We start from the raw sequence: 20,696 nt of genomic DNA on the forward strand, positions 1-20,696 counted from the left end.
AACCCCCCGGGGGGCCCCCCCCCCCCCCCCTCCACCCCCACCCCCGGGGGGCCGGGCCGCGGGCCCCCCCCCCCCGCCGCGCGGGGGGGCGGGGGGGGGGGGCCCCCCCCCCCCGGGCCGAGGACGTCGTCGTCGCCGACTGAGCCTCACCGGGCGGCGGCAGCGGCCGTCGGAGTTCGCTAGGCGCCGGCCACCAGCATGCCGCCCATCGTCAGCATGGTCGCCGCGACCAGACCGTCCAGGACGCGCCAGGCCTTCGGGCGGGAGAGGACGCCGCTGAGGAGGCGGGCGCCGAAGCCCAGGGCGAAGAACCAGGTGAGGCTGGCCAGGGCCGCGCCGATGCCGAAGGCCCAGCGCAGGTCTCCGCGGTCGGAGGCGAGCGAGCCCAGGAGCAGGACGGTGTCGAGGTACACGTGCGGGTTCAGCCAGGTCATCGCCAGGCAGGTCAGGACGGCTCGGCGGGCCGAGCCGGCGTCCGGTCCCCCGGCGGTCAGGGCGGCGGTCGCGTCGGGGCGCAGCACCCGCCGGGCGGCGAGGAGACCGTAGCCGAGCAGGAACGCCCCGCCCGCCAGGCCCACGGCGGTCAGCGCGGCCGGCCACGCCGTGACGAACGCGCCGACCCCGGCGACGCCCAGCGCGATCAGTACCGCGTCCGAGACGGCGCAGATCGCGACCACCGCCAGGACCGCGTGGCGGCGGGCGCCCTGGCGCAGGACGAAGGCGTTCTGGGCGCCGATGGCCACGATGAGGGAGAGGCCGGTTCCGAATCCGGCGAGTACGGCGGCGAGGAGGCTGCTGGTCATGTCCTCGACCGTAGGAAGTGTCCGGTGATGAGTACAGCTAAAGATTCTTAGGTACCCTTAGCAGTACTTATGGACGAGCTTCCCCTGGACCAGGTCCGGACGCTGCTCGCGGTGGTCGACGAGGGCACCTTCGACGCCGCGGCCGCGGCCCTGCACGTGACGCCTTCCGCCGTGAGCCAGCGCGTCAAGGCGTTGGAGCAGCGCACCGGCCGGGTGCTGCTGATACGTACCAAGCCGGTGCGTCCCACCGAGTCCGGCGAGGTGGTGGTGCGGTTCGCCCGTCAGCTGGCGCGTCTGGAGCGGGACGCCCGCGCCGAACTGGGCCTGGCGGCTGAGCCGGGCCCTGTCCACATCCCGATCGCGGTCAACGCCGACTCCCTGGCCACCTGGTTCCTGCCCGCGCTCACCCGGGTTCCGCAGTCCCCGCCGATCTGCTTCGAGCTCCACCGCGAGGACGAGTCCCACACCACCGCCCTGCTGCGCGAGGGCCAGGTCATGGCGGCCGTCACCTCGTCCCCCGACCCGGTGGCGGGCTGCACGGTACGGCGGATCGGCCTGGTCCGCTACCGGGCGGCGGCCACGCCCGAATTCGCCGCCGCCCATCTCACGGGGCCCCTGTCGGAGGCGCTGCGGGAGGCACCGACGGTGGTCTTCGACCGGCGTGACCGCCTCCAGGACGCCTTCGTCCAGTCGCTCACCGGGGGCCGTTCGGGCGCGGGGCCCCTGCGGCATCTGGTGCCCACGTCCGACGGGTTCCGGGACGCGGTGGCCTACGGCCTCGGCTGGGGCATGGTGCCCGAACCGCAGGCGGAGCCGCTGTTGCGCTCGGGGCGGCTGGTGGAGCTGGCACCGGAACGCCCCATGGACGTCCCCCTGTACTGGCAGCAGTGGAAGCTGGACTCGCCCGCCCTGTCCACCGTGGCCGAGGTCGTGGCGGCGGCCGCCGCGGAGACGCTGCTGCCCGGTCGCGGCGGCGGCCCGCCCGAGCGTCCGTGACGCCCAGTCGGTCCCACCCCGCGCACGAGGCCGGATCGGCGTGCGCCGTACGGCCGCCGTGAGGGCGGCCGTGCGGCGGAGTTCACTCCTGAGCGCCCGGTTGGACGGGTTGCCTCTTCCCTAGCCGGGGCCGCGGACCATACTGGTCAGGCCCTGATCGCCATCGCCCACCGAACGGTTCCATGGCCAAGAACACGACTTCATCGACCACCGTCCCCGACACCGCCTGGGTCGGGCGCGGGCGTCACCTCGGGCCCGAGCCCGAGCAGGACGTCCGGCGCAACCTGATCGCCCTCAAGGCGGCCCGGGTGATCGACGACTTCCTGGACCTCGACCCGGTGGAGGCGGCGCGCTCCACCGACCTGTACCCCCGGGACGAGTCCGCCGACCCCGGCCCCTCCGCCCGCCGCCTCTTCGAGGCCCGCTGGCGCGTGGCCGACGACGTCACGGTGCGCGCGCAACTCACCACGTACGAGCCCGAGTCCCGCCACCAGAAGCGCGAGGGCGTCCGCTGGGTCCTCGCCGCCGAGGCCGAGCGGGCGTGGGAGCCGAGCTGGCCCTCACCCGCCACCGTCTTCTGGCCCGACAGCGACCAGGTCCCCTGGGACCACGAGACGGTGCCGGGCGTGCGCCTGCGGACGACGAACCACCTGCCGAAGGACGACGACGACGTGCGCCGCCTGCTGCGGGCCTGCACCCGGCAGAGCTGGTTCATCCACGTCGTGGTGCACGAGGCGATGACGCCGGACGTGCTGGGCCGACGGCCGGTCACGGCGTTCCTGCCGCCCAGCCTGCGGCACCGGGTGGTCGAGCACCGGGCCACGCCGGAACAGGCCCTGATCGCCGACTTCGTGATGAAGCGCGAGCTGGGCGTGGGGCTGCCGCGCGGCGGCGCCGTCGTCCTGCCCCCGACGCCGCCGTCCCCGGGCGACGACCCGGAGCGCTTCACGGTCCGGAACGTCTTCCTGGACGGTACGGAGCCCACCGAACTCATCCGCAAGATCGAGGAGTTCGCCTCCCTGCCCCAGCCCATGCCGACCGACGCCGAACAGGCGCTCACGCGGCTGCGTCAGGGCTGGCACCTGCTGACCCCGGACGAGGAACTGGCCCACGCGCGGGCCATGGTCACCCAGTACGCCAAGGCACTTGAGGCCATGACGACCTCCTGCGACCTGTACCGGGAGGCCGCCGAGGCGGCGCTCGAAGCCCTCGCCGCGGCCGGCGGCGACGGCGCCGCCCGGGCGGCGTCGCCCGCGGCGGCCAAGCAGGACGCCTCACCGTGGAAGTCCTTCGGGAAGGCGTTCACCCGCTTCCGGGGCCCGCAGGCCGAAGCGCCGGAGACGGAGGCCGAGTGAGCGCCCGCGCGGCCCGGTGAGAGGTGTGGGGTCCCCGCGGAGGCCGGGCGCTCCGGGGTGACGCGCCCGGCGCCCGCGGCCTCGGCGGCGGACCGGGGCCGCCCACGCTCGGGCCGGGGCGTCGGCGCCCCCACCCGCGGGGGGGGTGTCACATCCGAGGCCGCCGCACTGTCCCTTCTACGGAAACGAGAGAAGGGATCGCGAGGATGAAGACCCTCATCGTGTGCGCCTCCGTGTCGCACGGGAACACGCGTCGTGTCGCCGACAGCATGGCCCGGGTCCTGGGCGCGAAGGTCGTGTCGCCCGAGCAGGCCGACCTGGCGGAGTTGGCCGCCGCCGACCTCGTGGGATTCGGCTCGGGTGTCTTCTACCAGAGGCTCCACCCCCGCCTGACGGGCTTCGTCAAGGCCCTGCCCGCCGGGCGCGGGCGGGCGTTCGTCTTCGCCACCAGCGGACTTCCCGAGCTGCCGCCGGCACCGTTCACCCGCCCCTTGGTCCGGCTCCTCGAAGGCAAGGGCTTCGAGGTGGACGGGATCTTCTCGTGCCGGGCGCTGGACACCATGGTGCCCTTCGGGCTGATCGGCGGGATCCGGAAGGAGCGGCCGAACGACGGGGACCTGGCCGCCGCGCGGGCCTTCGCCGCGCGCCTGCGGGACGGCCGGGCCCCGGCCTCCTGACACGTGCCGTCCCTTGACGGTCCCGCACTCCCTCCGTATATTTCGTTCGGCCGAACGAAATAAACCAGGGAAGGGGAACGCCATGGACACCCACGAGAGGGAGCTTCGTGACCTCTTCGCGGAGTACTGCAGGACCTGGACCGAAGGCGACGCGGCCGGCTTCGGCCGGCTGTTCACGGAGGACGCCGACTACGTCTCGTACGACGGCAGTTGGGCGGCCGGCGCCGCACGGCTGCAGGACAACCACGACAAGCTGTTCCGCGGCGTGGTCGCCGGATCGGCCATGGTCGGCGAGATCGAGTCACTGCGCTTCGTCACCGACTCCGTCGCCGTGCTGGTGGGCAACGGCTCGGTGCTGATGCCCTGGCGCAGCAGCCTGCCGAAGCGGCGCCTCTCACGGCAGATCATCGTCTGTGTCCGCACCGCGGAGGGCTGGCGGATCGCGGCGATCCAGAACGGCCGGCAGCGGCCGGTGACCGTCCCGGAGCCCGACTCGATGCCGTCGAGGATGTCGCAGGCGATGACCCGGCTGGCCCGGCGCGCCGGCATCGGCAGGGCGCGCGAGGTCACCCTGCCGTGACGGCGCCGGTCGTCAGGCGGTCTCCGCCTCGAAGGTGCGCAGCAGATCGGCGGCGACGCTCACCGCGATGGTGGCGGGTTCCTTGCCGGCGATGCCGGGCAGGCCGATCGGGGTCTTGATCCGGTCGACGGCGGCCTCGTCGTGGCCGCCCTCCGTGCGGAGACGGGCGCGGAAGCGCGCCCATTTGGCCGCCGATCCGATCAGGCCGATGGAGCCGAGGTGGGGGGTGCGCAGGGCCGCGTCGCACAGGGCGGCGTCCTCCGCGTGGTCGTGCGTCATGATCAGGACGTGGGTGCCGTGCGGCAGTTCTTCGAGGACCTCCTCGGGCAGCAGGGGCGTGTGGTGCACCCGTATCCGCGCGACCGCGTCCGCGAGGACGGCGAGCCGGTCCTCGGCGAGGACGTCGGCGCGGCTGTCGATCAGGTGGAGGTCGAGGTCCTGACGCGCCAGGACGCGCGCCAGCTCCAGCCCGACATGCCCGACGCCGAAGACCGCCACCGCCCGGACCACCGGGAGGGGTTCGAGCAGCACCGAGACCGTGCCTCCGCAGCACTGCACGCCGTGGCGGTTGGTCACCTTGTCGTTCAGGGCGAAGTCGATCATCTCCGGTTCGGCGGCGGACGCGGCGATGAGCTCCCGGGCCCGGTCGATGGCGACGGCCTCGACGTTGCCGCCGCCGATCGAACCCCACGTCCCGGCCGGCCCGACGACGAGTTTCGCGCCGGCCCTGCGGGGAGCGTGGCCGCGCACGGTCGCGACGGTCACGAGCACGCCGGGCTCCCGGCGTGCTCGCAGCCGCGCGACCGCGCCGACCCAGGTCATGTCAGGCACGCCGCGACACTTCGGCCTCGGCGGCCGGCGCGGGCGCGGCGCGGCGGGCCGCCTGGATGGCCCAGTACACCGCTTCCGGTGTGGCGGGCGAGGCGAGTTCCACGGCCGCTCCGGCGGGCCCGAACGCCGCGGCGGCCTGCCGCAGTGCCTCGCGCACCGAGAACGCCAGCATCAGGGGCGGCTCGCCGACGGCCTTCGAACCGTAGACCGCGCCCTCCTCGGTGGCGTTCTCCAGGAGCCGGACGTGGAACTCCTCGGGCATCTCCGAGAAGCTGGGCAGCTTGTACGTGCTCGCCGCCTGGGTCAGGAGCCGGCCCCGGTGTGGCCCGTCACCGGTGTCCCAGCGCAGGTCCTCCAGCGTGAGCCAGCCCGCGCCCTGCACGAAGCCGCCCTCGACCTGGCCGATGTCGATCAGCGGGGAGAGGCTGTCGCCGACGTCGTGCACGATGTCCACCCGCCGGATGCGGTACGCCCCGGTGAAGCCGTCCACCTCGACCTCGGCCGCCGCCGCGCCGTAGGAGAAGTACTTGAACGGCGAGCCCCTGAAGGTCCGCGCGTCCCAGTGCAGGCCCTCGGTCCGGTAGAAGCCGGCCGCCGACAGCTGCACCCGCTGGAGGTACGCGGTCCGCACCAGCTCGTCCCACTCCAGTGCGTCGTCCCGGCCGAGGACGCGCGCGACGCCCTCCACGATCCGGACGTCCGAGGCGTTCGCGCCCAGTCGGGTGGCGGCCACCCGCGTCAGCCGCTCGCGCAGCTGCTCGCAGGCGTCCTTGACCGCCGCGCCGTTCAGGTCCGCCCCCGAACTGGCGGCGGTGGCGGACGTGTTGGGCACCTTGTCGGTACGGGTCGGGGCGAGCCGCACCTTGTGCAGCGGGATGCCCAGGCCGGTCGCGGCCACCTGCAGCATCTTGGTGTGGAGGCCCTGGCCCATCTCGGTGCCGCCGTGGTTGATCAGGACCGAGCCGTCCTTGTAGATCAGGACCAGGGCGCCCGCCTGGTTGAAGGCGGTGAGGTTGAACGAGATGCCGAACTTGATGCCGGTGATCGCGAGCCCGCGCTTGGTGTGCGGGTGCGCGGCGTTGAAGGCCGCGATCTCGCGCCGGCGGTGGTCGACGTCGCCGTCGGCCCGGACCTGCTCCCAGACGGTGGTGATCCGTTCGGGGTGGGTGACCGGCTGTCCGTACGGCGTCGTCTGGCCCTGCCCGGGCCGGTAGAAGTTGCGTTCCCGCAGCTCCATGGGGTCGAGGCCGAGCAGCGGGGCGCACCGGCCCATGATGTCCTCGATCACCAGCATGCCCTGGGGGCCGCCGAAGCCGCGGAAGGCGGTGTTGGAGACCTTGTGGGTCTTGGCGATGCGGCCGGTGACGCGGGCGTTCGGGATCCAGTAGGTGTTGTCGATGTGGCACAGCGCGCGGGCGACCACCGGCTCGGAGAGGTCCAGGCTCCAGCCGCCGTCCGCGGTCAGGGTGGCCTCCAGGGCCTGGATGCGGCCGTCGGCGTCGAAGCCGATCCGCCACTCGGCCAGGAAGCCGTGGCGCTTGCCGGACATGGTCAGGTCCTGGGTCCTGGTGAGGCGGACCCGGACCGGTCGGCCGGTCAGCCGGGCACCGAGCGCGGCGACGGCCGCGAAGCCGTGCGGCTGCATCTCCTTGCCGCCGAAGCCGCCGCCCATCCGCAGGCACTGCACGGTCACCTCGTGGCTGGGCACGCCGAGGACGTGCGCGACGATCTCCTGTGTCTCCGAGGGGTGTTGGGTGCTGCTCTGGACGAACGTCTGGCCGTTCTCATCGACCAGGGCCAGGGCCGCGTGCGTCTCCAGGTAGAAGTGTTCCTGGTCGGAGAAGTGGAGCTCGCCCGAGAACACGTGCGCGGAGTCGGCGAAGCCGGTGTCGACGTCGCCGGTGAGGAGCACGGGGCGGGCGCCGTGGAAGCTGTCCGCCGCGATGGCGTCCCGCAGGGCGATCACGGAGGGCAGTTCGTCGAGTTCCACCTCGACGGCCTCCGCGCCGAGGCGCGCCGCCTCCAGGGTCTCGCCGAGGACCCAGGCCACCGCGTGGCCGTGGAACATGACCTCGTCGGGGAAGAGCGGTTCGTCGTGCTTCATCCCGGCGTCGTTGACCCCGGGCACGTCGGCACCGGTCAGCACGCGGACCACGCCGGGCACGGCGAGCGCGGGCGCGGTGCGCAGCGCGGTGATCCTGCCGTGGGCCTTCATGACCTGGACCGGATGGGCGTGCAGCACGTCCTTGGTGCGGTGCGTCAGGTCGTCGGTGTAGAGCGCGGCGCCGGTGACGTGCAGGTGGGCGCTCTCGTGCGGCATCGAGACGCCGACGACGGGCTTCGCGGGGCGTTCGGACAACTGGCTCATGACGACACCGCCTCGGTGGTTCGCGCGTACAGCTTCCTCAGGCTCTGGCCGAGCATCTCGGCGCGGTAGGCGGCGCTCGCGCGGTGGTCGTCCAGGGGGGTGCCCTCGGTCCGCAGCACCCCCGCCGCGGCCTCGACGGTCTCCGCCGTCCACGGCGCGCCCGCCAGGGCGGCCTCGGTGGCGAGGGCGCGGATCGGGGTGGCCGCCACGCCGCCCAGGCCGATGCGGGCCTTGCGGACGGTGCCGTCCTCGATGTCGAGCGCGAAGGCGACGGCCACGCTGGAGATGTCGTCGAAGCGCCGCTTGGCGATCTTGTGGAAGGCGGTGACCGGCGACAGGGGCAGCGGGACGCGCACCGCGCGGATCAGCTCGCCGGGACGGCGCACGCTCTGCCGGTAGCCGGTGAAGTACTCCGCCAGCGGGACCTCGCGTTCGCCGTCGGCGTCGGCGAGCACCACCGACGCGTCGAGTGCGAGCAGGGCCGGCGGGCTGTCCCCGATGGGGGATCCGGTGCCCAGATTGCCGCCGAGGGTCGCGCCGTTGCGGATGAGCCGGGACGCGAACTGCGGGAACACTTCGGCGAGGAGGGGTACGGCGCCGTCGAGGCGGCGCTCGATCTCGGTCAGCGTCAGCGCCGCCCCGATCTCGATGTGATCGGACGCGACCCGCAGTTCGCGGAGTTCGGGCAGGCGGTCGACGGCGACGACGCAATCGGCCCGGCGGGAGCGGATGTTGACCTCGACGCCCCAGTCGGTGGAGCCGGCGACCACCACCGCGTCGGGGCGCTCGCGCAGCAGCCGCAGGGTCTCGTCCAGGGTGCGCTTCCGCAGGAAGCTGCTGCCGTCCCGGGTGTACGCGGTGGCCACCGGTTCCGGCGGGGACTGCTCGCGGCGCCGGGCCAGGCGGTCGTCCTCGGCGGGCGTGCCGACGGCGAACGCGGCGTCGCGAATGGGGCGGTAGCCGGTGCAGCGGCACAGGTTCCCGCTGAGCGCGTGGAGGTCGAAGCCGTTCGGACCGTGCTCGTGGTCGTCGCGGGGCTCGGCCGGGTCCGCGTGCGGCCGGCGGTCGGGGCGGTAGTACTCGGCGGCCATGCTGCAGACGAACCCCGGTGTGCAGTAGCCGCATTGGGAGCCGCCGCGGGCCGCCATCTCCTCCTGCACCGGGTGCAGCGCGCCGGCGCCGCCGGTGTCGGCGGTGGGGGCGAGCCCTTCGGAGGTGACGACCTCCTGTCCGTCGAGCGACGCGGCCGGGAGGAGGCAGGCGTTGACCGCCACCCAGTCGGTGGGCTCGTGCGTCCCCGGCCTGGCGACCAGGACGGCGCAGGCGCCGCACTCCCCTTCGGCGCAGCCCTCCTTGGTCCCGGTGAGACCGCGTTCGCGCAGGAGGTCCAGCAGGGTGGTGTGGGCGGTGGCCGGTGCCACCGGCGTGTCCTGCCCGTTGACCGTGATCCGTGCCGCTGTCACGTCAGGTCCTCGTTTCGGCGCTCGATCGACACGTACGTCATAGGCATCATGCTTCGGGCAGCTTTCTGTATGCGGACGCGCCACGGAGCGAAACGGGCGCGAAGGGGCGCACGGCGGCAAGGTGCGCCAGGGAAAAGGGAGAAGAGGCGGGAGGACCCGCGAGGTGCCGCGAGGGGGCACGGAGGGACAGGGCGCTCAGCAGCCGTGCGCGATGCGGCCCGGAACCCAGGCGGTGCACTCGGCGAGGCGGCCGAGGTCGGAGTAGGTGAACATCCGCGGGTCGCCTCCTTCCGCGAGCCGAGGGTCGATGTGGTCGGCAAGGTAGTGGCCGGTGCAGCGCCGGTCAAGGGGGCCGGGTCCTCACGGGGCTGAACCCGGAGGAGCCGTGGGCCGCCCGCCGTGCGAACCGGCTCGCATCGATTCCGCAGCGTATGGTGGGACCATGGACGACAGCGTGCTCGGCATCACCACGGGCGCCGTGGCCCGACGGCTCGGGGTCTCCCCCACCACCGTGCGTTCCTGGGACCGGCGGTACGGGATCGGCCCCGCCGTCCGCGCAGACGGGCGGCACCGGCGCTGGAGCCCCGCGGACGTCGCGATGCTGGAGGAGATGTGCCGCCTCACGGCGTCGGGCGTCCCGCCGGCCGAGGCCGCGCGGGGCGCCCGGGAGGTGCGGTCCCCGGTGACGCCGGAACCGCTCCCCGCGCCCGCCCCGCGCGGGGCGGCCGGCAGCGGACTGCCGCTGGGCGACGTGCGGCAGGAGTGCCGCGGTCTCGCCCGTGCCGCGGTGCGCCTCGACGGGCCGCTCATGGACGCCCTGCTCCAGGCGGCGCTGGCGACGTACGGGCTGGTCGTCGCCTGGGAGGAGGTCATGGCCCCGACGCTGCACGCGGTGGGCCGGAAGTGGGAGTCGTCCGACGACCGCTACGTCGAGGTCGAGCACCTGCTGTCCTGGCACATCTCCACCGCCCTCCGGCGGGCCGCCGCCTCGGGACCGCCGGCCGCCTCCCCGGCGCCGCCGGCCCTGCTGGCCTGCGTCCCCTCCGAGCAGCACACGCTGGCCCTGGAGGCGCTGGCCGCCGGCCTCGCCGAACGGGGGGTGCCGACCAGGATGTTCGGCGCCGCCGTGCCCGCCGAGGCCCTCGACGCGGCGGTGCGCCGGTCAGGGCCGACCGCCGTCGTCCTCTGGTCCCAGGCCCGCTCCACCGCGAACCACGCCCTGGCCCGGCACGTCGCGGGGACGGCGTTCGGAGTGCGGGGCGCCCGCACGGCTCCTCTGGTCCTCCTCGCGGGTCCCGGCTGGCGCGGCCGCACGCCCGACCCCGGTACGGCGCGCCCCACCGGCCTGCGGGAGGCGATCGGCCTGATCACCCGGCGGTACGAGGCTTCGGCGCCCGGGGAGGAGGAGGGAGCCTGACCGGGGCGGACGCGCGTCTCCGGGAAACGCGTCTCCGGGAAAGGGGCTCGGCGGCCGGGTCCGGGCCCGTTCAACGGTCGACGCGGACACCGGCGAGTTCGAGGCCGTGCCGCATCCGGCGCAGGCCGCGGCGGGTGTGGCTCTTGACCGTGCCGAGCGGCATGCCGGTGCGGTCGGCGATCTGGGTCTGGGTCAGGTCGGCGAAGTAGGCGAGTTCGAGGACGTCGCGCTGGACGCGGGGCAGCCGGGACAACTCCTCGGTGACGACCAGTCGTTCGAGGACCCGCTCGGGCTCCTCGCCGGTCCGGTCCTCGTGCGCCAGGCGGGCGCCGAGGGACGCCGCGAGCTCGGTGCGGCGGGTGCGCGCGGCCAGGCTGTCGGCGATCTTGCGTCGGGTGATGCCGACGAGCCAGGCCGGCAGGGTGCCCCGCTCGGGACGGAAGTTCGCCCGGCCTCGCCAGGCGGCGGCGAACACCTGCTGGGTGACGTCCTCCGCCTCGCGGGCGTCCCCGAGGGCGCGGGCGGCCAGCGCGTGGACCAGGGGACCCCAGCGCCGGTACGCGGCGGCCAGGCACCTCTCGTCGCCGCCGACCACACCGCGGGCGATCCGGTCGTCGTCGGCGGCGGCGACGTCCTCGGTGGCCTCGGCGGCGACGTCCTCGGTGGTCTCGGCGGTGGGACCGACCCGGTCCTCGGCCGGCCCGTCGGTGGCGTGGGGCGCGAGGACTCCGGTCGTCCGGTCTGCGGTCATGGCGCTTCCTCCTCTGCGTGGCCCGTACCTCCTCACGGTCCGCCCGGCAGCCTTCCCCGACCAACTCGCACCGTTTCCGCATCGAAATCTCCCAGGAGGCCGTCGCGGAGGCACCTCGATCAGGAGGCGGGGCCTCGGAGCCGTCGGAAGCGCGCCAGCCCCTCGGAGAGCTCCACCAGCGGGTCCGGATAGTCGAGGGCCGCCCGGTCGAGCCCGGTGAGCCGCCAGGGCTCGTGGACGGCCGGTCCGTCGAGACCCGCCAGTTCCGGCACCCAGCGGCGGACGTAGGCGCCGTCGGGGTCGTACCGCTTGGCCTGGGCGACCGGGTTCAGGACGCGGTGGGGACGGGTGTCGGTGCCGGTGCCGGCCACCCACTGCCAGTTGAGCTGGTTGTTCGCGACGTCGCCGTCCACCAGCAGGCCGAGGAAGTGGCGCGCCCCCTCGCGCCAGTCGACGCAGAGCGTCTTCGACAGGAAGGAGGCCGTGACGAGCCTGCCCCGGTTGTGCATCCACCCCTCGTGGGCGAGCTGTCGCATGGCGGCGTCGACCAGGGGGTAGCCGGTGCGTCCCTCGCGCCAGGCGGCGAGGTCCGCCTCGGCGTCCGCGCCGGCCCGCCAGCGCCCCGACCGGGAACGGTAGTCGGCCTCGGCCGCCGCGGGGCGCGCGGCCAGCACCTGGTGGTGGAAGTCCCGCCAGCAGAGCTGCCGTACGAACGCGTCGGCGCCCGCCCCGCCCCGCTCGGCCGCCCGGTGCACCGCCTCGGTGGCGGAGAGGGCTCCGAAGTGGAGGTGGGGCGAGAGCCGGGAGGTGGCATCGCCCGCCAGGTCGTCGTGGCGCTCCTCGTACGCGTCGAGGTGACCGGCCAGCCACGCGCCGAGCCGCTTGCGGGCCTCGCTCTCCCCTCCCGCGGGCAAAGCCGGCGACACGTCCGCGACGGCGGAGCGCGACGGGATCCGGTCGGAGCGCAGGTCCGACGGGACGCGCAGCCTCCGCGGGGCGGCGAAGGGCGTCCGCACGGGCTCCGCGGCCCAGCGGCGGTGATAGGGCGTGAAGACGGCGAAGTGGTCCGAGCCCCGCGGCACGACGTCGCCGGGCGGCACGACGGTGACGACGCCGTCGTGCACGTAGAGGCGGCGGCCGTCCTCCTCCAGTGCCCTGCGGAGCCGGTCCTCCCGCCGCCGGGCGAAGGCCGTCACGCCGGCCGCCATGTGGACCTCGTCGGCCTCGGTCCGCCGCACCACGTCCCGTACCTCGGAGACCGTGTCGCCCTCCCGCACCACCAGCCGTCCGCCCCGCTCCCGCAGGGACCGGTCGAGGTCCTCCAGGCAGTCCGCGAGGAAGGCCAGCCGGTTCGGCGCGGCGAAGCCCGCCCGGGCCACGGCCGGGTCCCGGACGAACAGCGGCACCACCTGGTCGGCCCCCTGGACCGCCGCCCTCAGCGGCGGATGGTCGTGGACCCTGAGATCCGAGGTGTACAGAACGACGGAGACGGTCATCGCGCTCTCCCTGCTCGGCCGCCGGTCACGGACGCGCGGCGCCGCGCCGGGGTACTGGTGTGGCACTCCTGCACAGGCGGTTCGCCGCGCTCCGGGCCGCCGGATGCACACGGGCCGGGTCGGCCCGGCCCTCGGGGCGGGAGCGCCCCGCACCGGCGCCGACAGCCGCCCGTGCGCCGGGGGCTCATCCGCCGCCGGGTGCCGTGCCCGTCCGCTCGCTCTCCCTCTCGGCGGTCCGGGCGATGTTCCTGGCCATGCCGCCGAAGACCACGGCGTGGAAGGGGGACACGCCCCACCAGTACGCCTGCCCGGCCAGGCCCCGGGGATGGAAGAGCGCCCGCTGCCGGTACGAGGTCCGGCCCCGCTCGTCCCGGTCCACCGCCATCTCCAGCCAGGCGAGACCGGGCAGCCGCATCTCCGCCCGGAGGCGCAGCAGGCGCCCGCGGTCCATCGCCTCCACGCGCCAGAAGTCCAGTGCGTCACCGACCCGGAGGTGCTTCGCGTCCCTGCGGCCCCGGCGCAGTCCCACTCCCCCGGCGAGCCGGTCGGCCCACCCCCGGACGGCCCAGGCCAGCGGGAAGGAGTACCAGCCGTTCTCCCCGCCCACCCCTTCGATGACCCGCCACAGCGCCTCGGGGCTCGCGTCGACCGTGCGGGCGCGTTCGTCCGTGTAGAGGCTGCCGCCGGCCCAGTCCGGGTCGGTCGGCAGCGGGTCGCTGGGTGCCCCGGGCGGTGAGGCGGAGGACCAGCGGGTGGCGACCCGCGCCTCCCGCACCCGGCGGAGGGCCAGCCGGAGCGCCTCGGCGAGGGGGAGGGGCCTGCCGGGTAGGTCGGGGACGTGACGGGTGATGTCGCGCTCCGTGCAGACCACCTCGTGCCGCAGCGATTCGGCGAGGGGGCGGGCCAGGGAGGCCGGCACGGGGGTGACGAGGCCGACCCACTCGCTGGACAGCCGGGGGGTGAGGACCGGCACGGGGACGACGAGCCGCCTGCGGAGCCCGGCGACCTCCGCGTACCGTCCCATCATCTGGCGGTAGGTGAGCACGTCGGGCCCCCCGATGTCGAAGGTCCGGTTCACGTCCGCGGGCAGGGCGGCGCTCTCCGCCAGGTACCTCAGCACGTCGCGGACCGCGATGGGCTGGACGCGGGTGCCGACCCACCGGGGAGTGACCATGACGGGGAGTCGCTCGGTGAGGTAGCGGAGCATCTCGAAGGAGGCCGATCCGGAGCCGATGACGACGGCCGCGCGCAGCACGGCGGTGGGGACGCCCGAGTCGAGGAGGACGCGGCCCACCTCGGTGCGGGAGCGGAGGTGCGGCGAGAGCTCGCTCTCCGGCACTCCGCGCGGGACCAGACCGCCGAGGTAGACGATGCGGCGCAGCCCGGCGGCGCGGGCCTCGGCGGCGAACGTGCGGGCGGCGAGCCGGTCGGCGTCCTCGAAGCGTGCCGTCGACGTCATGGAGTGCACGAGGTAGTAGGCGACGTCGACGCCGGCGAACGCCTCGCGGAGGCTCTCGGCGACCATGACGTCGCCGCGGACGGTCTCGACCCGGTCGGCCCACGGGAAGTCCCGGAGCTTGTCCGGGTGCCGGGCGAGGCAGCGCACCCGGTACCCCTTGTCGAGCAGCTCCGGCACGAGGCGGCCGCCGATGTAGCCGCTCGCGCCGGTGACCAGGCAGAGGGCTCCGTCGGTCGGGGTGGGAGTGTCCATGGGCTGATCCGTTTCACCGTCCGCCGTGGCGTACACGTTCCATGGGGTTTTCCGTCCCCGCGGGGCACGCGGATGCACCCCGCGAAATGTGACGGGCGCCTTGCAGTCGCATGTCAGACGCCTTGGAATGCTTCCCACCTGATCGATCTTGATCAAAGAATGACTTGTCGCCAGGGCTCGTTACCCTCCGAATCGTCGGACCCGAGCATCGAGCGCGGCACCCTCGGCGTCGCCCGGACCGGCTGCGCCTCTCCGCCCCTCAGAAAGTCACCTCGCGCATGTCCAGAACCGGCACACCCCCGCCGGCCCTCCGTACGGCTCCCGGCACCGACCCCGTGGGGAGGGCGGCGTCGTGCTCCGTCATGTGATGCGCAGGACGGGCGGCTGGCTGGCGATGATCGTGGTCGCCACCAACGTCACGTACGTGCTCGCCGCCCTGTTCCTCGACCCGAGGTCCAACTACAAGGACACGCGGCCCGTCCGCAGCGAGGCGGAGATCGACCAGGCCCTGGCGCCGTACAACCTGGATCCGCGGGTGCCGCTCGTGGAGCGGTGGTGGGGCTGGTTCAGCGACGTGGTGCTGCACTTCGACTGGGGCAGGTCCCCGGTCGGGGCGCCGGTGAACGCCGAGATCGGGTTCCGGGTGCTCGTGAGCGCCCAACTGGTCACCGCCGCCACGCTCCTGTCCGTCCTCCTCGGGGTCGCGCTGGCCGTCTCCGCGGCGTCCCGGCAGTACGGCTGGTGGGACCGGGTCACACAGCTGGTGTCGGTGTTCCTCTTCAACATCCCCACCGCCGTGGCCGCGTTGGGCGTCGTCCTGCTCGGGATCTGGCTCAACCAGAGCCTGGGGCTGCGTTTCCTGTACGTGGCCGGGGAGAAGTCCCCGACCGTCGAGGGCCTGCTGCCGATCGTGATCGACCGCGTCCAGCACCTGGTCCTGCCGACGCTGAGCCTGACCCTGCTCGGGTACGTGGGCTACCACCTCACCCAGCGCACGCTGCTGCTCGACGCCATCGACTCGGACTACGTGCGCACCGCGCGCGCCACCGGCCTCACCCGCGCCCAGGCGATCCGACGCCACGCCCTGCGCTCCTCGCTGATCCCGACCGCCACCTCCGTGGCCTTCGGCATCCCCGCCGTGTTCACGGGCGCGGTCATCACCGAGACCGTCTTCGGCTGGAACGGCATGGGCCAGTACTTCATCCAGACCATCGGCAAGAACGACGTCCACGGCGCCGTCGCGGTGGCCGCGTTCGGCGCGGCGATGACGGCGGTCGGCGCGATCCTCGCCGACGTCGCCGTCGCCCTCCTCGACCCCCGAGTACGGGTGAGCTGACGTGACCGCTGTCGTGACCCCTCTCCCCCATCGGCCCGCTCAGCGCAGCGGCCGGCTCTACCTGCGGCGCTTCGTCCGCAACCGCGGCGCCGTGCTCGGTGTGGCCCTCTTCGTGGCCCTCGTGCTCTTCGGTCTCCTCGGCGGGCTGTTCTCGCCCTTCTCCCCCACCGACGTCGACTTCACCGCGCTCACCCAGGCGCCGAGCGCGGTCCACCCCTTCGGCACCGACCAGGGCGGCAACGACGTCTACGCCGAGGCCGTGCACGGACTCCGCCGGTCGCTCGTCATCGCGGTCAGCGTGTCGGTGCTGACGGTCGTGCTCGCGGCGGTGATCGGCGCGGGAGCCGCGTACCTCGGCGGCCGGGTCGAGCGGCTGACCCTGGCGGTCATCCACTTCCTGCTCGTGGTCCCGTCGTTCCTCGTGCTCGCGCTGGTGTCGCACCGCCTCGCCGGCGACTGGCGGGTCCTGATCCTCGTCCTCACGGTCTTCGGCTGGATGACGACCGCCCGTGTCGTCTGGTCGCTGTCCACGTCGCTGCGCGAGCGGGACTACGTCCTGGCCGCCGAGTTCATGGGCGTGCGGCCCTGGCGGATCGTGCTGCGCCACATCATCCCCAACCTGGGATCGCTGCTGGTCGTCAACCTGACGCTCGGGGTCGTCGCCACGGTCCTCAGCGAGACGGCCCTGTCCTTCCTCGGCTTCGGCGTCCAGACCCCCGACGTGTCGCTCGGCACCATGCTCGCCGACGGCGCCGGCACGATCAGCAGCGCGCCGTGGCTGTTCGCGTTCCCCGCCGGGCTCGTCGTGCTGCTCACCGTGTCGATGACGCTCATCGGCGACGGGCTGCGCGACGCCCTCGACCCCACCTCCGTATCGGCGGCCTCGGGAGGCGCGCGATGACCTTCACCCTGACCCCGGCCCCCGATTCGCCCCCACGTGACGCGGGGCGGGCCCCGGTCCTGTCCGTGCGGGATCTGCGGATCTCCTTCCCGTCCGAGGCCGGCCCCGTCGCGGCGGTGCGCGGCGTCGACTTCGACCTGCTGCCCGGCCGGACGCTCGGCATCGTCGGCGAGTCCGGTTCGGGCAAGTCCGCGACCGCGATGGGCGTGATGGGGCTGCTGCCGCCGACCGCCCGCGTGTCGGGGCAGGTCCTGCTCGGGGGCCGCGACCTGGTCGGGCTGAACGACAAGCAGCTGTCCCGGGTGCGCGGCAACGAGATCGGCATGGTCTTCCAGGACCCGCTGTCGGCGCTGACCCCGATCTTCCCGGTCGGCCGGCTGCTGTCCGACGCGTTGCGGGTGCACCAGGACCTGACGCGCCAGGCCGCGTGGCGGCGCGCCGTCGAACTCCTCGACCTGGTCGGCATCCCCGAACCGCACCGCAGGGCCCGCTCCTTCCCGCACGAGTTCTCCGGCGGGATGCGCCAGCGTGTCGTCATCGCCCTGGCCATGGCGAACTCGCCGTCGGTCATCGTGGCCGACGAGCCGACCACCGCCCTCGACGTGACCGTCCAGGCCCAGATCCTGGAGGTGCTGCGGACCGCGCAGGCCGAGACCGGCGCGGGCCTCGTGCTCATCACGCACGACCTCGGTGTCGTCGCCGGGTACGCCGACGACGTCGCCGTGATGTACGCGGGCCGGATCGTGGAACGGGCGGGCGTCGACGAGCTGTTCCGGCGGCCGGGCATGCCGTACACGATCGGTCTGCTGGGCGCCGTGCCCCGGCCCGACGCCCCGAAGGACCGGCCGCTGGTGCCGATCGGCGGCGAACCGCCGTCGCCCGCGGCGCTGCCGGCCGGATGCCCGTTCGCGGACCGCTGCCCGGTCGTCCTCGACCGCTGCCGTACGGAGGAACCCGCGGCGACGGCCGTCGCCGGGCACGGGGAGGTCGCCTGCCTGCGCGCCGACGAGATCGCGGACGGCCGCCTGCCGGTGGACGCGCTGTTCCCCGCCCCGGAGGACGCCGTCGCGGCCGAGCCCCCCGCCTCCGGCGAGGTGGTGCTGCGGGTGTCCGGCCTGGGCAAGACCTTCCCGGTGACCAAGGGCGCGTTCCTCAAGCGTCGCGTCGGCACGCTCCACGCCGTGAGCGACGTCGGATTCGAGCTGCGGGCCGGCGAGACGCTGGGCCTGGTGGGCGAGTCCGGCAGCGGCAAGACGACGGCGCTGCTGGAGATCCTGCGGCTCGCGCCGCCGGAGCGCGGGCGGATCGAGGTCGCCGGCACGGACGTCGCGGACCCCGGCTCCGCCGAGCGCCTGCGGCGCCTGCGCGGCGAGGTGCAGATCGTCATGCAGGATCCGATGGGCTCGCTCGACCCGCGCCTGCCGGTCTTCCGGCTGCTCGCCGAACCGCTGGAGGCGGTCGGTGTCGACCGGTCGGCGGTACGGGCCAGGGTGGCCGAACTCCTGGGCCTCGTCGGCCTCGACGCCTCCCTGGCGGACCGCTTCCCCGCCGCCCTGTCGGGCGGGCAGCGGCAGCGCGTCGGGATCGCCCGCGCCCTGGCGACGCAGCCGAGGATCGTGGTCCTGGACGAGCCCGTCTCGGCCCTGGACGTGTCCGTGCAGGCGGGCGTCGTCAACCTGCTCGCGCGGCTCCAGCGCGAGCTCGGGCTCGCGTATCTCGTCGTCGCGCACGACCTCGCCGTGATGCGGCACTTCGCCGACCGCATCGCGGTCATGTACCTGGGGCACGTCGTCGAGACCGGCAGCACCGAGGAGCTCTTCGCGAACCCCCGCCACCCGTACACCGAGGCCCTGCTCTCGGCCATCCCGGTGCCGGACCCGCGCCGCGAGCGCGCCCGCGAGCGGATCGTGCTCCGGGGCGAGCAGCCGAGCGCGTCGAACCTCCCGCGGGGCTGTGTCTTCGTCGACCGCTGCCCCCTGTTCGGGACGCTCGACGAGGGGCTGCGGGAGCGGTGCCGCACGCGGCGCCCCTCCCTGGGCCCGACGGCTCCCGGCTCCGACCGCCACCTCCACGCCTGCCACGCCCGCTGACCGCGGACTCCCCCGCCCGAGCACCACGCACCCATCACCTCGCGGACAGCGCGCCCTCCGGCGTACCCGCACCCCCTGAAGGAATGAGGAACCACCCCGCCATGCGATCGAAAATCGCCGTCCCCGCAGCCGCCCTCACCGCGGCCCTCGCCCTCGCCGTCTCGGCCTGCAGCGCCTCCGGGTCCGGCACGCCGGACGCCGGAAAGGGCGCCGGGAAGGGCGCGACGCCCGCCGCCGCCTCGGCGAAGGTCGACTACAACCCCCAGCCCTACGACAGCGTCGAGGAGGGCGGCACCTACACCACCGCCGGAACCATCGACGACCAGGGCAACCCGTTCAACGCCAACGCGACGCTCACCGCCAAGCGCGTCTGGTTCTGGTACAACCCGGACGTCATCACCTACTCGCCCACCGGCGAGGTGCAGTACAACCCGGACTACCTGAGCGACGTCGAGGTCGACGTCACCGGCGGCAACCAGCGGGTCGTCCTCACCCTCCACCCCGAGGCCACCTACAACGACGGCACGCCGATCGACTGGACCGCCGTCAAGGCCACCTGGCAGGCGAACAACGGCTCGGACAAGAAGTACAACGCCACCGACACCCAGGGCTACGGCGCGATCACCTCGGTGACGCGCGGCGCGGACGACAAGCAGGCCGTGATCACCTTCAAGGGCGTCGCCCCCTGGTGGTCGAGCCTGTTCACCACGTTCCTGCACCCCAAGGCCGCCGGGGTCGCCGCGTACAACGACGCCTACGTCAAGAAGGTCCACCCCGAGTGGGGTGCCGGGCCGTACACCGTCGGGAAGTTCGACGCGGAGTCCGGGGACCTGACCTTCGTGCGCAACCCGAAGTGGTGGGGCAAGAAGGGCAGGCTCGACCGGCGCGTCTACGTCAACCTGGAGTCCGACGCCGCCGCCAACGCCTTCAAGAACGGCCAGATCGACTACACCTCCACCGGCGACGCCGAGGGCCTGAAGCGGCTCTCCGGCGTCCAGGGCACGGAGATCCGCCAGGGCGGCAGCCCGTTCGCGTACTCCTTCTACGTCAACGCCAAGTCGCCCAACCTCCAGGACGTCCAGGTGCGCAAGGCGCTCCTGCAGAGCGTCGACCGCGCGCAGATCGCCAAGATCCAGTTCCAGGGCCTCGGCGACTACAGCGAACCGCTGCCCGGCTCGCTGCTGCTCTTCAGCTTCCAGAAGGGCTACTCGGACAACGTCGGCGCCGTGATCAAGCACGACCCCGAGGACGCCAAGAAGACGCTCGACGCCGCCGGCTGGAAGCCGGGCGCCGACGGGATCCGGGAGAAGGACGGCAAGAAGCTCACCGTCACCTACACCCTCCGCGGCGACGACCCGCTGGAGAAGGCCACCGGCGGCGCGCTGGTGCAGATGCTGAAGCCGGTCGGCATCCAGGTCGAGCTGAAGACCTCCACGGACGCCGACTTCGCCAGGATCCTCACCGAGCGCAGCTTCGACATCTTCCTCGTCGGCAACCGCTCGTCCGACCCCTTCGGGACCCGCTACCTGTGCGAGTTCTACTGCACCGACAGCGCCTCCAACCTCGTGAGCATCGGCACGCCCGAGCTCGACAAGGAGATCCGTGCGGTCTCCGCGATCGCGGACCCGGCCCGGCAGACCGCCCAGGCCAACGCCGTCGAACGCAAGGCCCTGGCCCAGTACGGCTACCTGCCGCTGTTCAGCGGCCCGTCCATCTACGGCGTCAAGGAGGGCCTGGCCAACGTCGGCGCCACCCTCTTCGGCACACCGCTGCCGGAGACCGTGGGCTACGAGAAGTAGGGGCGCCGAGCCCCTCGGTGTGCGTGCGACCGAAGCCGGCCCGATCGGGCCGGCGTCGGCGGGTGGAAACGGGACGAGGGCGGGGGGAGTTGGCGGTGACCCCCGCGGGGGGCGGGGACATT

16 protein-coding genes are annotated in these 20,696 nt (G+C 73.8%); 9 read left to right on the top strand and 7 right to left on the bottom strand.

Translation table 11 applies throughout. The annotated features are described in order from the left end of the window. Positions 1-179: 179 nt before the first annotated feature. Complete coding sequence (locus tag ACFW1I_RS00935) at positions 180-803, bottom strand: LysE/ArgO family amino acid transporter (protein ID WP_384664804.1); 624 nt, start codon at positions 801-803, stop codon at positions 180-182. 69 nt (positions 804-872) lie between these two features. On the opposite strand from ACFW1I_RS00935, the gene ACFW1I_RS00940 reads away from it, so the two are divergent. The 4 genes from ACFW1I_RS00940 to ACFW1I_RS00955 all read left to right on the top strand — a co-directional run bounded on the left by ACFW1I_RS00940 (position 873) and on the right by ACFW1I_RS00955 (position 4,411). Beyond that, positions 873-1,799: a LysR family transcriptional regulator ArgP gene (locus tag ACFW1I_RS00940; protein ID WP_384664806.1), complete on the top strand. Its 927-nt coding sequence runs from the start codon at positions 873-875 to the stop codon at positions 1,797-1,799. A 182-nt stretch (positions 1,800-1,981) separates the two neighbouring features. Further along, positions 1,982-3,154: a hypothetical protein gene (locus ACFW1I_RS00945; protein WP_384664808.1), complete on the top strand. Its 1,173-nt coding sequence runs from the start codon at positions 1,982-1,984 to the stop codon at positions 3,152-3,154. A 206-nt stretch (positions 3,155-3,360) separates the two neighbouring features. Continuing rightward, positions 3,361-3,831: a flavodoxin domain-containing protein gene (locus tag ACFW1I_RS00950; RefSeq protein WP_384664810.1), complete on the top strand. Its 471-nt coding sequence runs from the start codon at positions 3,361-3,363 to the stop codon at positions 3,829-3,831. 82 nt (positions 3,832-3,913) lie between these two features. Next, the gene (locus ACFW1I_RS00955; protein WP_384664812.1) at positions 3,914-4,411 is read left to right on the top strand and encodes an SgcJ/EcaC family oxidoreductase; all 498 of its coding nucleotides are present in this window, start codon (positions 3,914-3,916) and stop codon (positions 4,409-4,411) included. 12 nt (positions 4,412-4,423) lie between these two features. On the opposite strand, the gene xdhC is transcribed toward ACFW1I_RS00955, so the two are convergent. From xdhC to ACFW1I_RS00970, 3 genes are read right to left on the bottom strand one after another with little or no spacing between them, the layout of a single operon-like run. Continuing rightward, positions 4,424-5,233: a xanthine dehydrogenase accessory protein XdhC gene (gene xdhC / locus ACFW1I_RS00960; RefSeq protein ID WP_384664879.1), complete on the bottom strand. Its 810-nt coding sequence runs from the start codon at positions 5,231-5,233 to the stop codon at positions 4,424-4,426. Between the two features lies 1 nt (position 5,234). Then, the gene (xdhB, locus tag ACFW1I_RS00965; RefSeq protein WP_384664814.1) at positions 5,235-7,610 is read right to left on the bottom strand and encodes a xanthine dehydrogenase molybdopterin binding subunit; all 2,376 of its coding nucleotides are present in this window, start codon (positions 7,608-7,610) and stop codon (positions 5,235-5,237) included. Continuing rightward, on the bottom strand, positions 7,607-9,073 hold the full coding sequence (locus tag ACFW1I_RS00970) for a xanthine dehydrogenase small subunit (protein WP_384664816.1): 1,467 nt from the start codon (positions 9,071-9,073) through the stop codon (positions 7,607-7,609). Before ACFW1I_RS00970 ends, xdhB begins: the two co-directional genes overlap by 4 nt. A 442-nt stretch (positions 9,074-9,515) precedes the next feature. Here ACFW1I_RS00970 and ACFW1I_RS00975 point away from each other — a divergent pair, with 442 nt between their 5' ends. Continuing rightward, positions 9,516-10,490: a MerR family transcriptional regulator gene (locus ACFW1I_RS00975; RefSeq protein WP_384664818.1), complete on the top strand. Its 975-nt coding sequence runs from the start codon at positions 9,516-9,518 to the stop codon at positions 10,488-10,490. A 70-nt stretch (positions 10,491-10,560) separates the two neighbouring features. Here ACFW1I_RS00975 and ACFW1I_RS00980 read toward each other — a convergent pair whose 3' ends face one another. From ACFW1I_RS00980 to ACFW1I_RS00990, 3 genes are all read right to left on the bottom strand, one after another. Then, on the bottom strand, positions 10,561-11,241 hold the full coding sequence (locus ACFW1I_RS00980) for a sigma-70 family RNA polymerase sigma factor (RefSeq protein ID WP_384664819.1): 681 nt from the start codon (positions 11,239-11,241) through the stop codon (positions 10,561-10,563). 119 nt (positions 11,242-11,360) lie between these two features. After that, a complete protein-coding gene (locus ACFW1I_RS00985; protein WP_384664821.1) occupies positions 11,361-12,737 on the bottom strand; it encodes a cryptochrome/photolyase family protein in 1,377 nt (458 codons plus the stop codon). Positions 12,738-12,921: 184 nt separating this feature from the next. Further along, positions 12,922-14,448 (bottom strand): SDR family oxidoreductase, encoded by a 1,527-nt coding sequence (locus ACFW1I_RS00990; RefSeq protein ID WP_384664823.1) that lies wholly within the window; start codon positions 14,446-14,448, stop codon positions 12,922-12,924. 352 nt (positions 14,449-14,800) lie between these two features. On the opposite strand from ACFW1I_RS00990, the gene ACFW1I_RS00995 reads away from it, so the two are divergent. The 4 genes from ACFW1I_RS00995 (at position 14,801) to ACFW1I_RS01010 (ending at position 20,574) form a co-directional block, all read left to right on the top strand. Then, the gene (locus ACFW1I_RS00995; RefSeq protein ID WP_384664825.1) at positions 14,801-15,784 is read left to right on the top strand and encodes an ABC transporter permease; all 984 of its coding nucleotides are present in this window, start codon (positions 14,801-14,803) and stop codon (positions 15,782-15,784) included. Between the two features lies 1 nt (position 15,785). Continuing rightward, on the top strand, positions 15,786-16,685 hold the full coding sequence (locus ACFW1I_RS01000; RefSeq protein ID WP_384664827.1) for an ABC transporter permease: 900 nt from the start codon (positions 15,786-15,788) through the stop codon (positions 16,683-16,685). Continuing rightward, a complete protein-coding gene (locus tag ACFW1I_RS01005; protein WP_384664829.1) occupies positions 16,682-18,775 on the top strand; it encodes a dipeptide ABC transporter ATP-binding protein in 2,094 nt (697 codons plus the stop codon). The genes ACFW1I_RS01000 and ACFW1I_RS01005 overlap by 4 nt, the downstream gene beginning before the upstream one ends. A gap of 101 nt (positions 18,776-18,876) precedes the next feature. Continuing rightward, on the top strand, positions 18,877-20,574 hold the full coding sequence (locus ACFW1I_RS01010; protein WP_384664831.1) for an ABC transporter family substrate-binding protein: 1,698 nt from the start codon (positions 18,877-18,879) through the stop codon (positions 20,572-20,574). The last annotated feature ends 122 nt before the right edge of the window (positions 20,575-20,696 follow it).

It is taken from the genome of Streptomyces sp. NPDC058955 (assembly GCF_042741435.1).
Taxonomy (GTDB): Bacteria; Actinomycetota; Actinomycetes; order Streptomycetales; family Streptomycetaceae; genus Streptomyces.

Excerpts from the sequence above, each read along its gene's own strand:
- ACFW1I_RS00935 (WP_384664804.1), bottom strand. The coding sequence starts at position 803 with ATGACCAGCAGCCTCCTCGCCGCCGTACTCGCCGGATTCGGAACCGGC.
- ACFW1I_RS00940 (WP_384664806.1), top strand. The coding sequence starts at position 873 with ATGGACGAGCTTCCCCTGGACCAGGTCCGGACGCTGCTCGCGGTGGTC.
- ACFW1I_RS00945 (WP_384664808.1), top strand. The coding sequence starts at position 1,982 with ATGGCCAAGAACACGACTTCATCGACCACCGTCCCCGACACCGCCTGG.
- ACFW1I_RS00950 (WP_384664810.1), top strand. The coding sequence starts at position 3,361 with ATGAAGACCCTCATCGTGTGCGCCTCCGTGTCGCACGGGAACACGCGT.
- ACFW1I_RS00955 (WP_384664812.1), top strand. The coding sequence starts at position 3,914 with ATGGACACCCACGAGAGGGAGCTTCGTGACCTCTTCGCGGAGTACTGC.
- xdhC (WP_384664879.1), bottom strand. The coding sequence starts at position 5,233 with ATGACCTGGGTCGGCGCGGTCGCGCGGCTGCGAGCACGCCGGGAGCCC.
- xdhB (WP_384664814.1), bottom strand. The coding sequence starts at position 7,610 with ATGAGCCAGTTGTCCGAACGCCCCGCGAAGCCCGTCGTCGGCGTCTCG.
- ACFW1I_RS00975 (WP_384664818.1), top strand. The coding sequence starts at position 9,516 with ATGGACGACAGCGTGCTCGGCATCACCACGGGCGCCGTGGCCCGACGG.
- ACFW1I_RS00980 (WP_384664819.1), bottom strand. The coding sequence starts at position 11,241 with ATGACCGCAGACCGGACGACCGGAGTCCTCGCGCCCCACGCCACCGAC.
- ACFW1I_RS00985 (WP_384664821.1), bottom strand. The coding sequence starts at position 12,737 with ATGACCGTCTCCGTCGTTCTGTACACCTCGGATCTCAGGGTCCACGAC.
- ACFW1I_RS00990 (WP_384664823.1), bottom strand. The coding sequence starts at position 14,448 with ATGGACACTCCCACCCCGACCGACGGAGCCCTCTGCCTGGTCACCGGC.
- ACFW1I_RS01005 (WP_384664829.1), top strand. The coding sequence starts at position 16,682 with ATGACCTTCACCCTGACCCCGGCCCCCGATTCGCCCCCACGTGACGCG.
- ACFW1I_RS01010 (WP_384664831.1), top strand. The coding sequence starts at position 18,877 with ATGCGATCGAAAATCGCCGTCCCCGCAGCCGCCCTCACCGCGGCCCTC.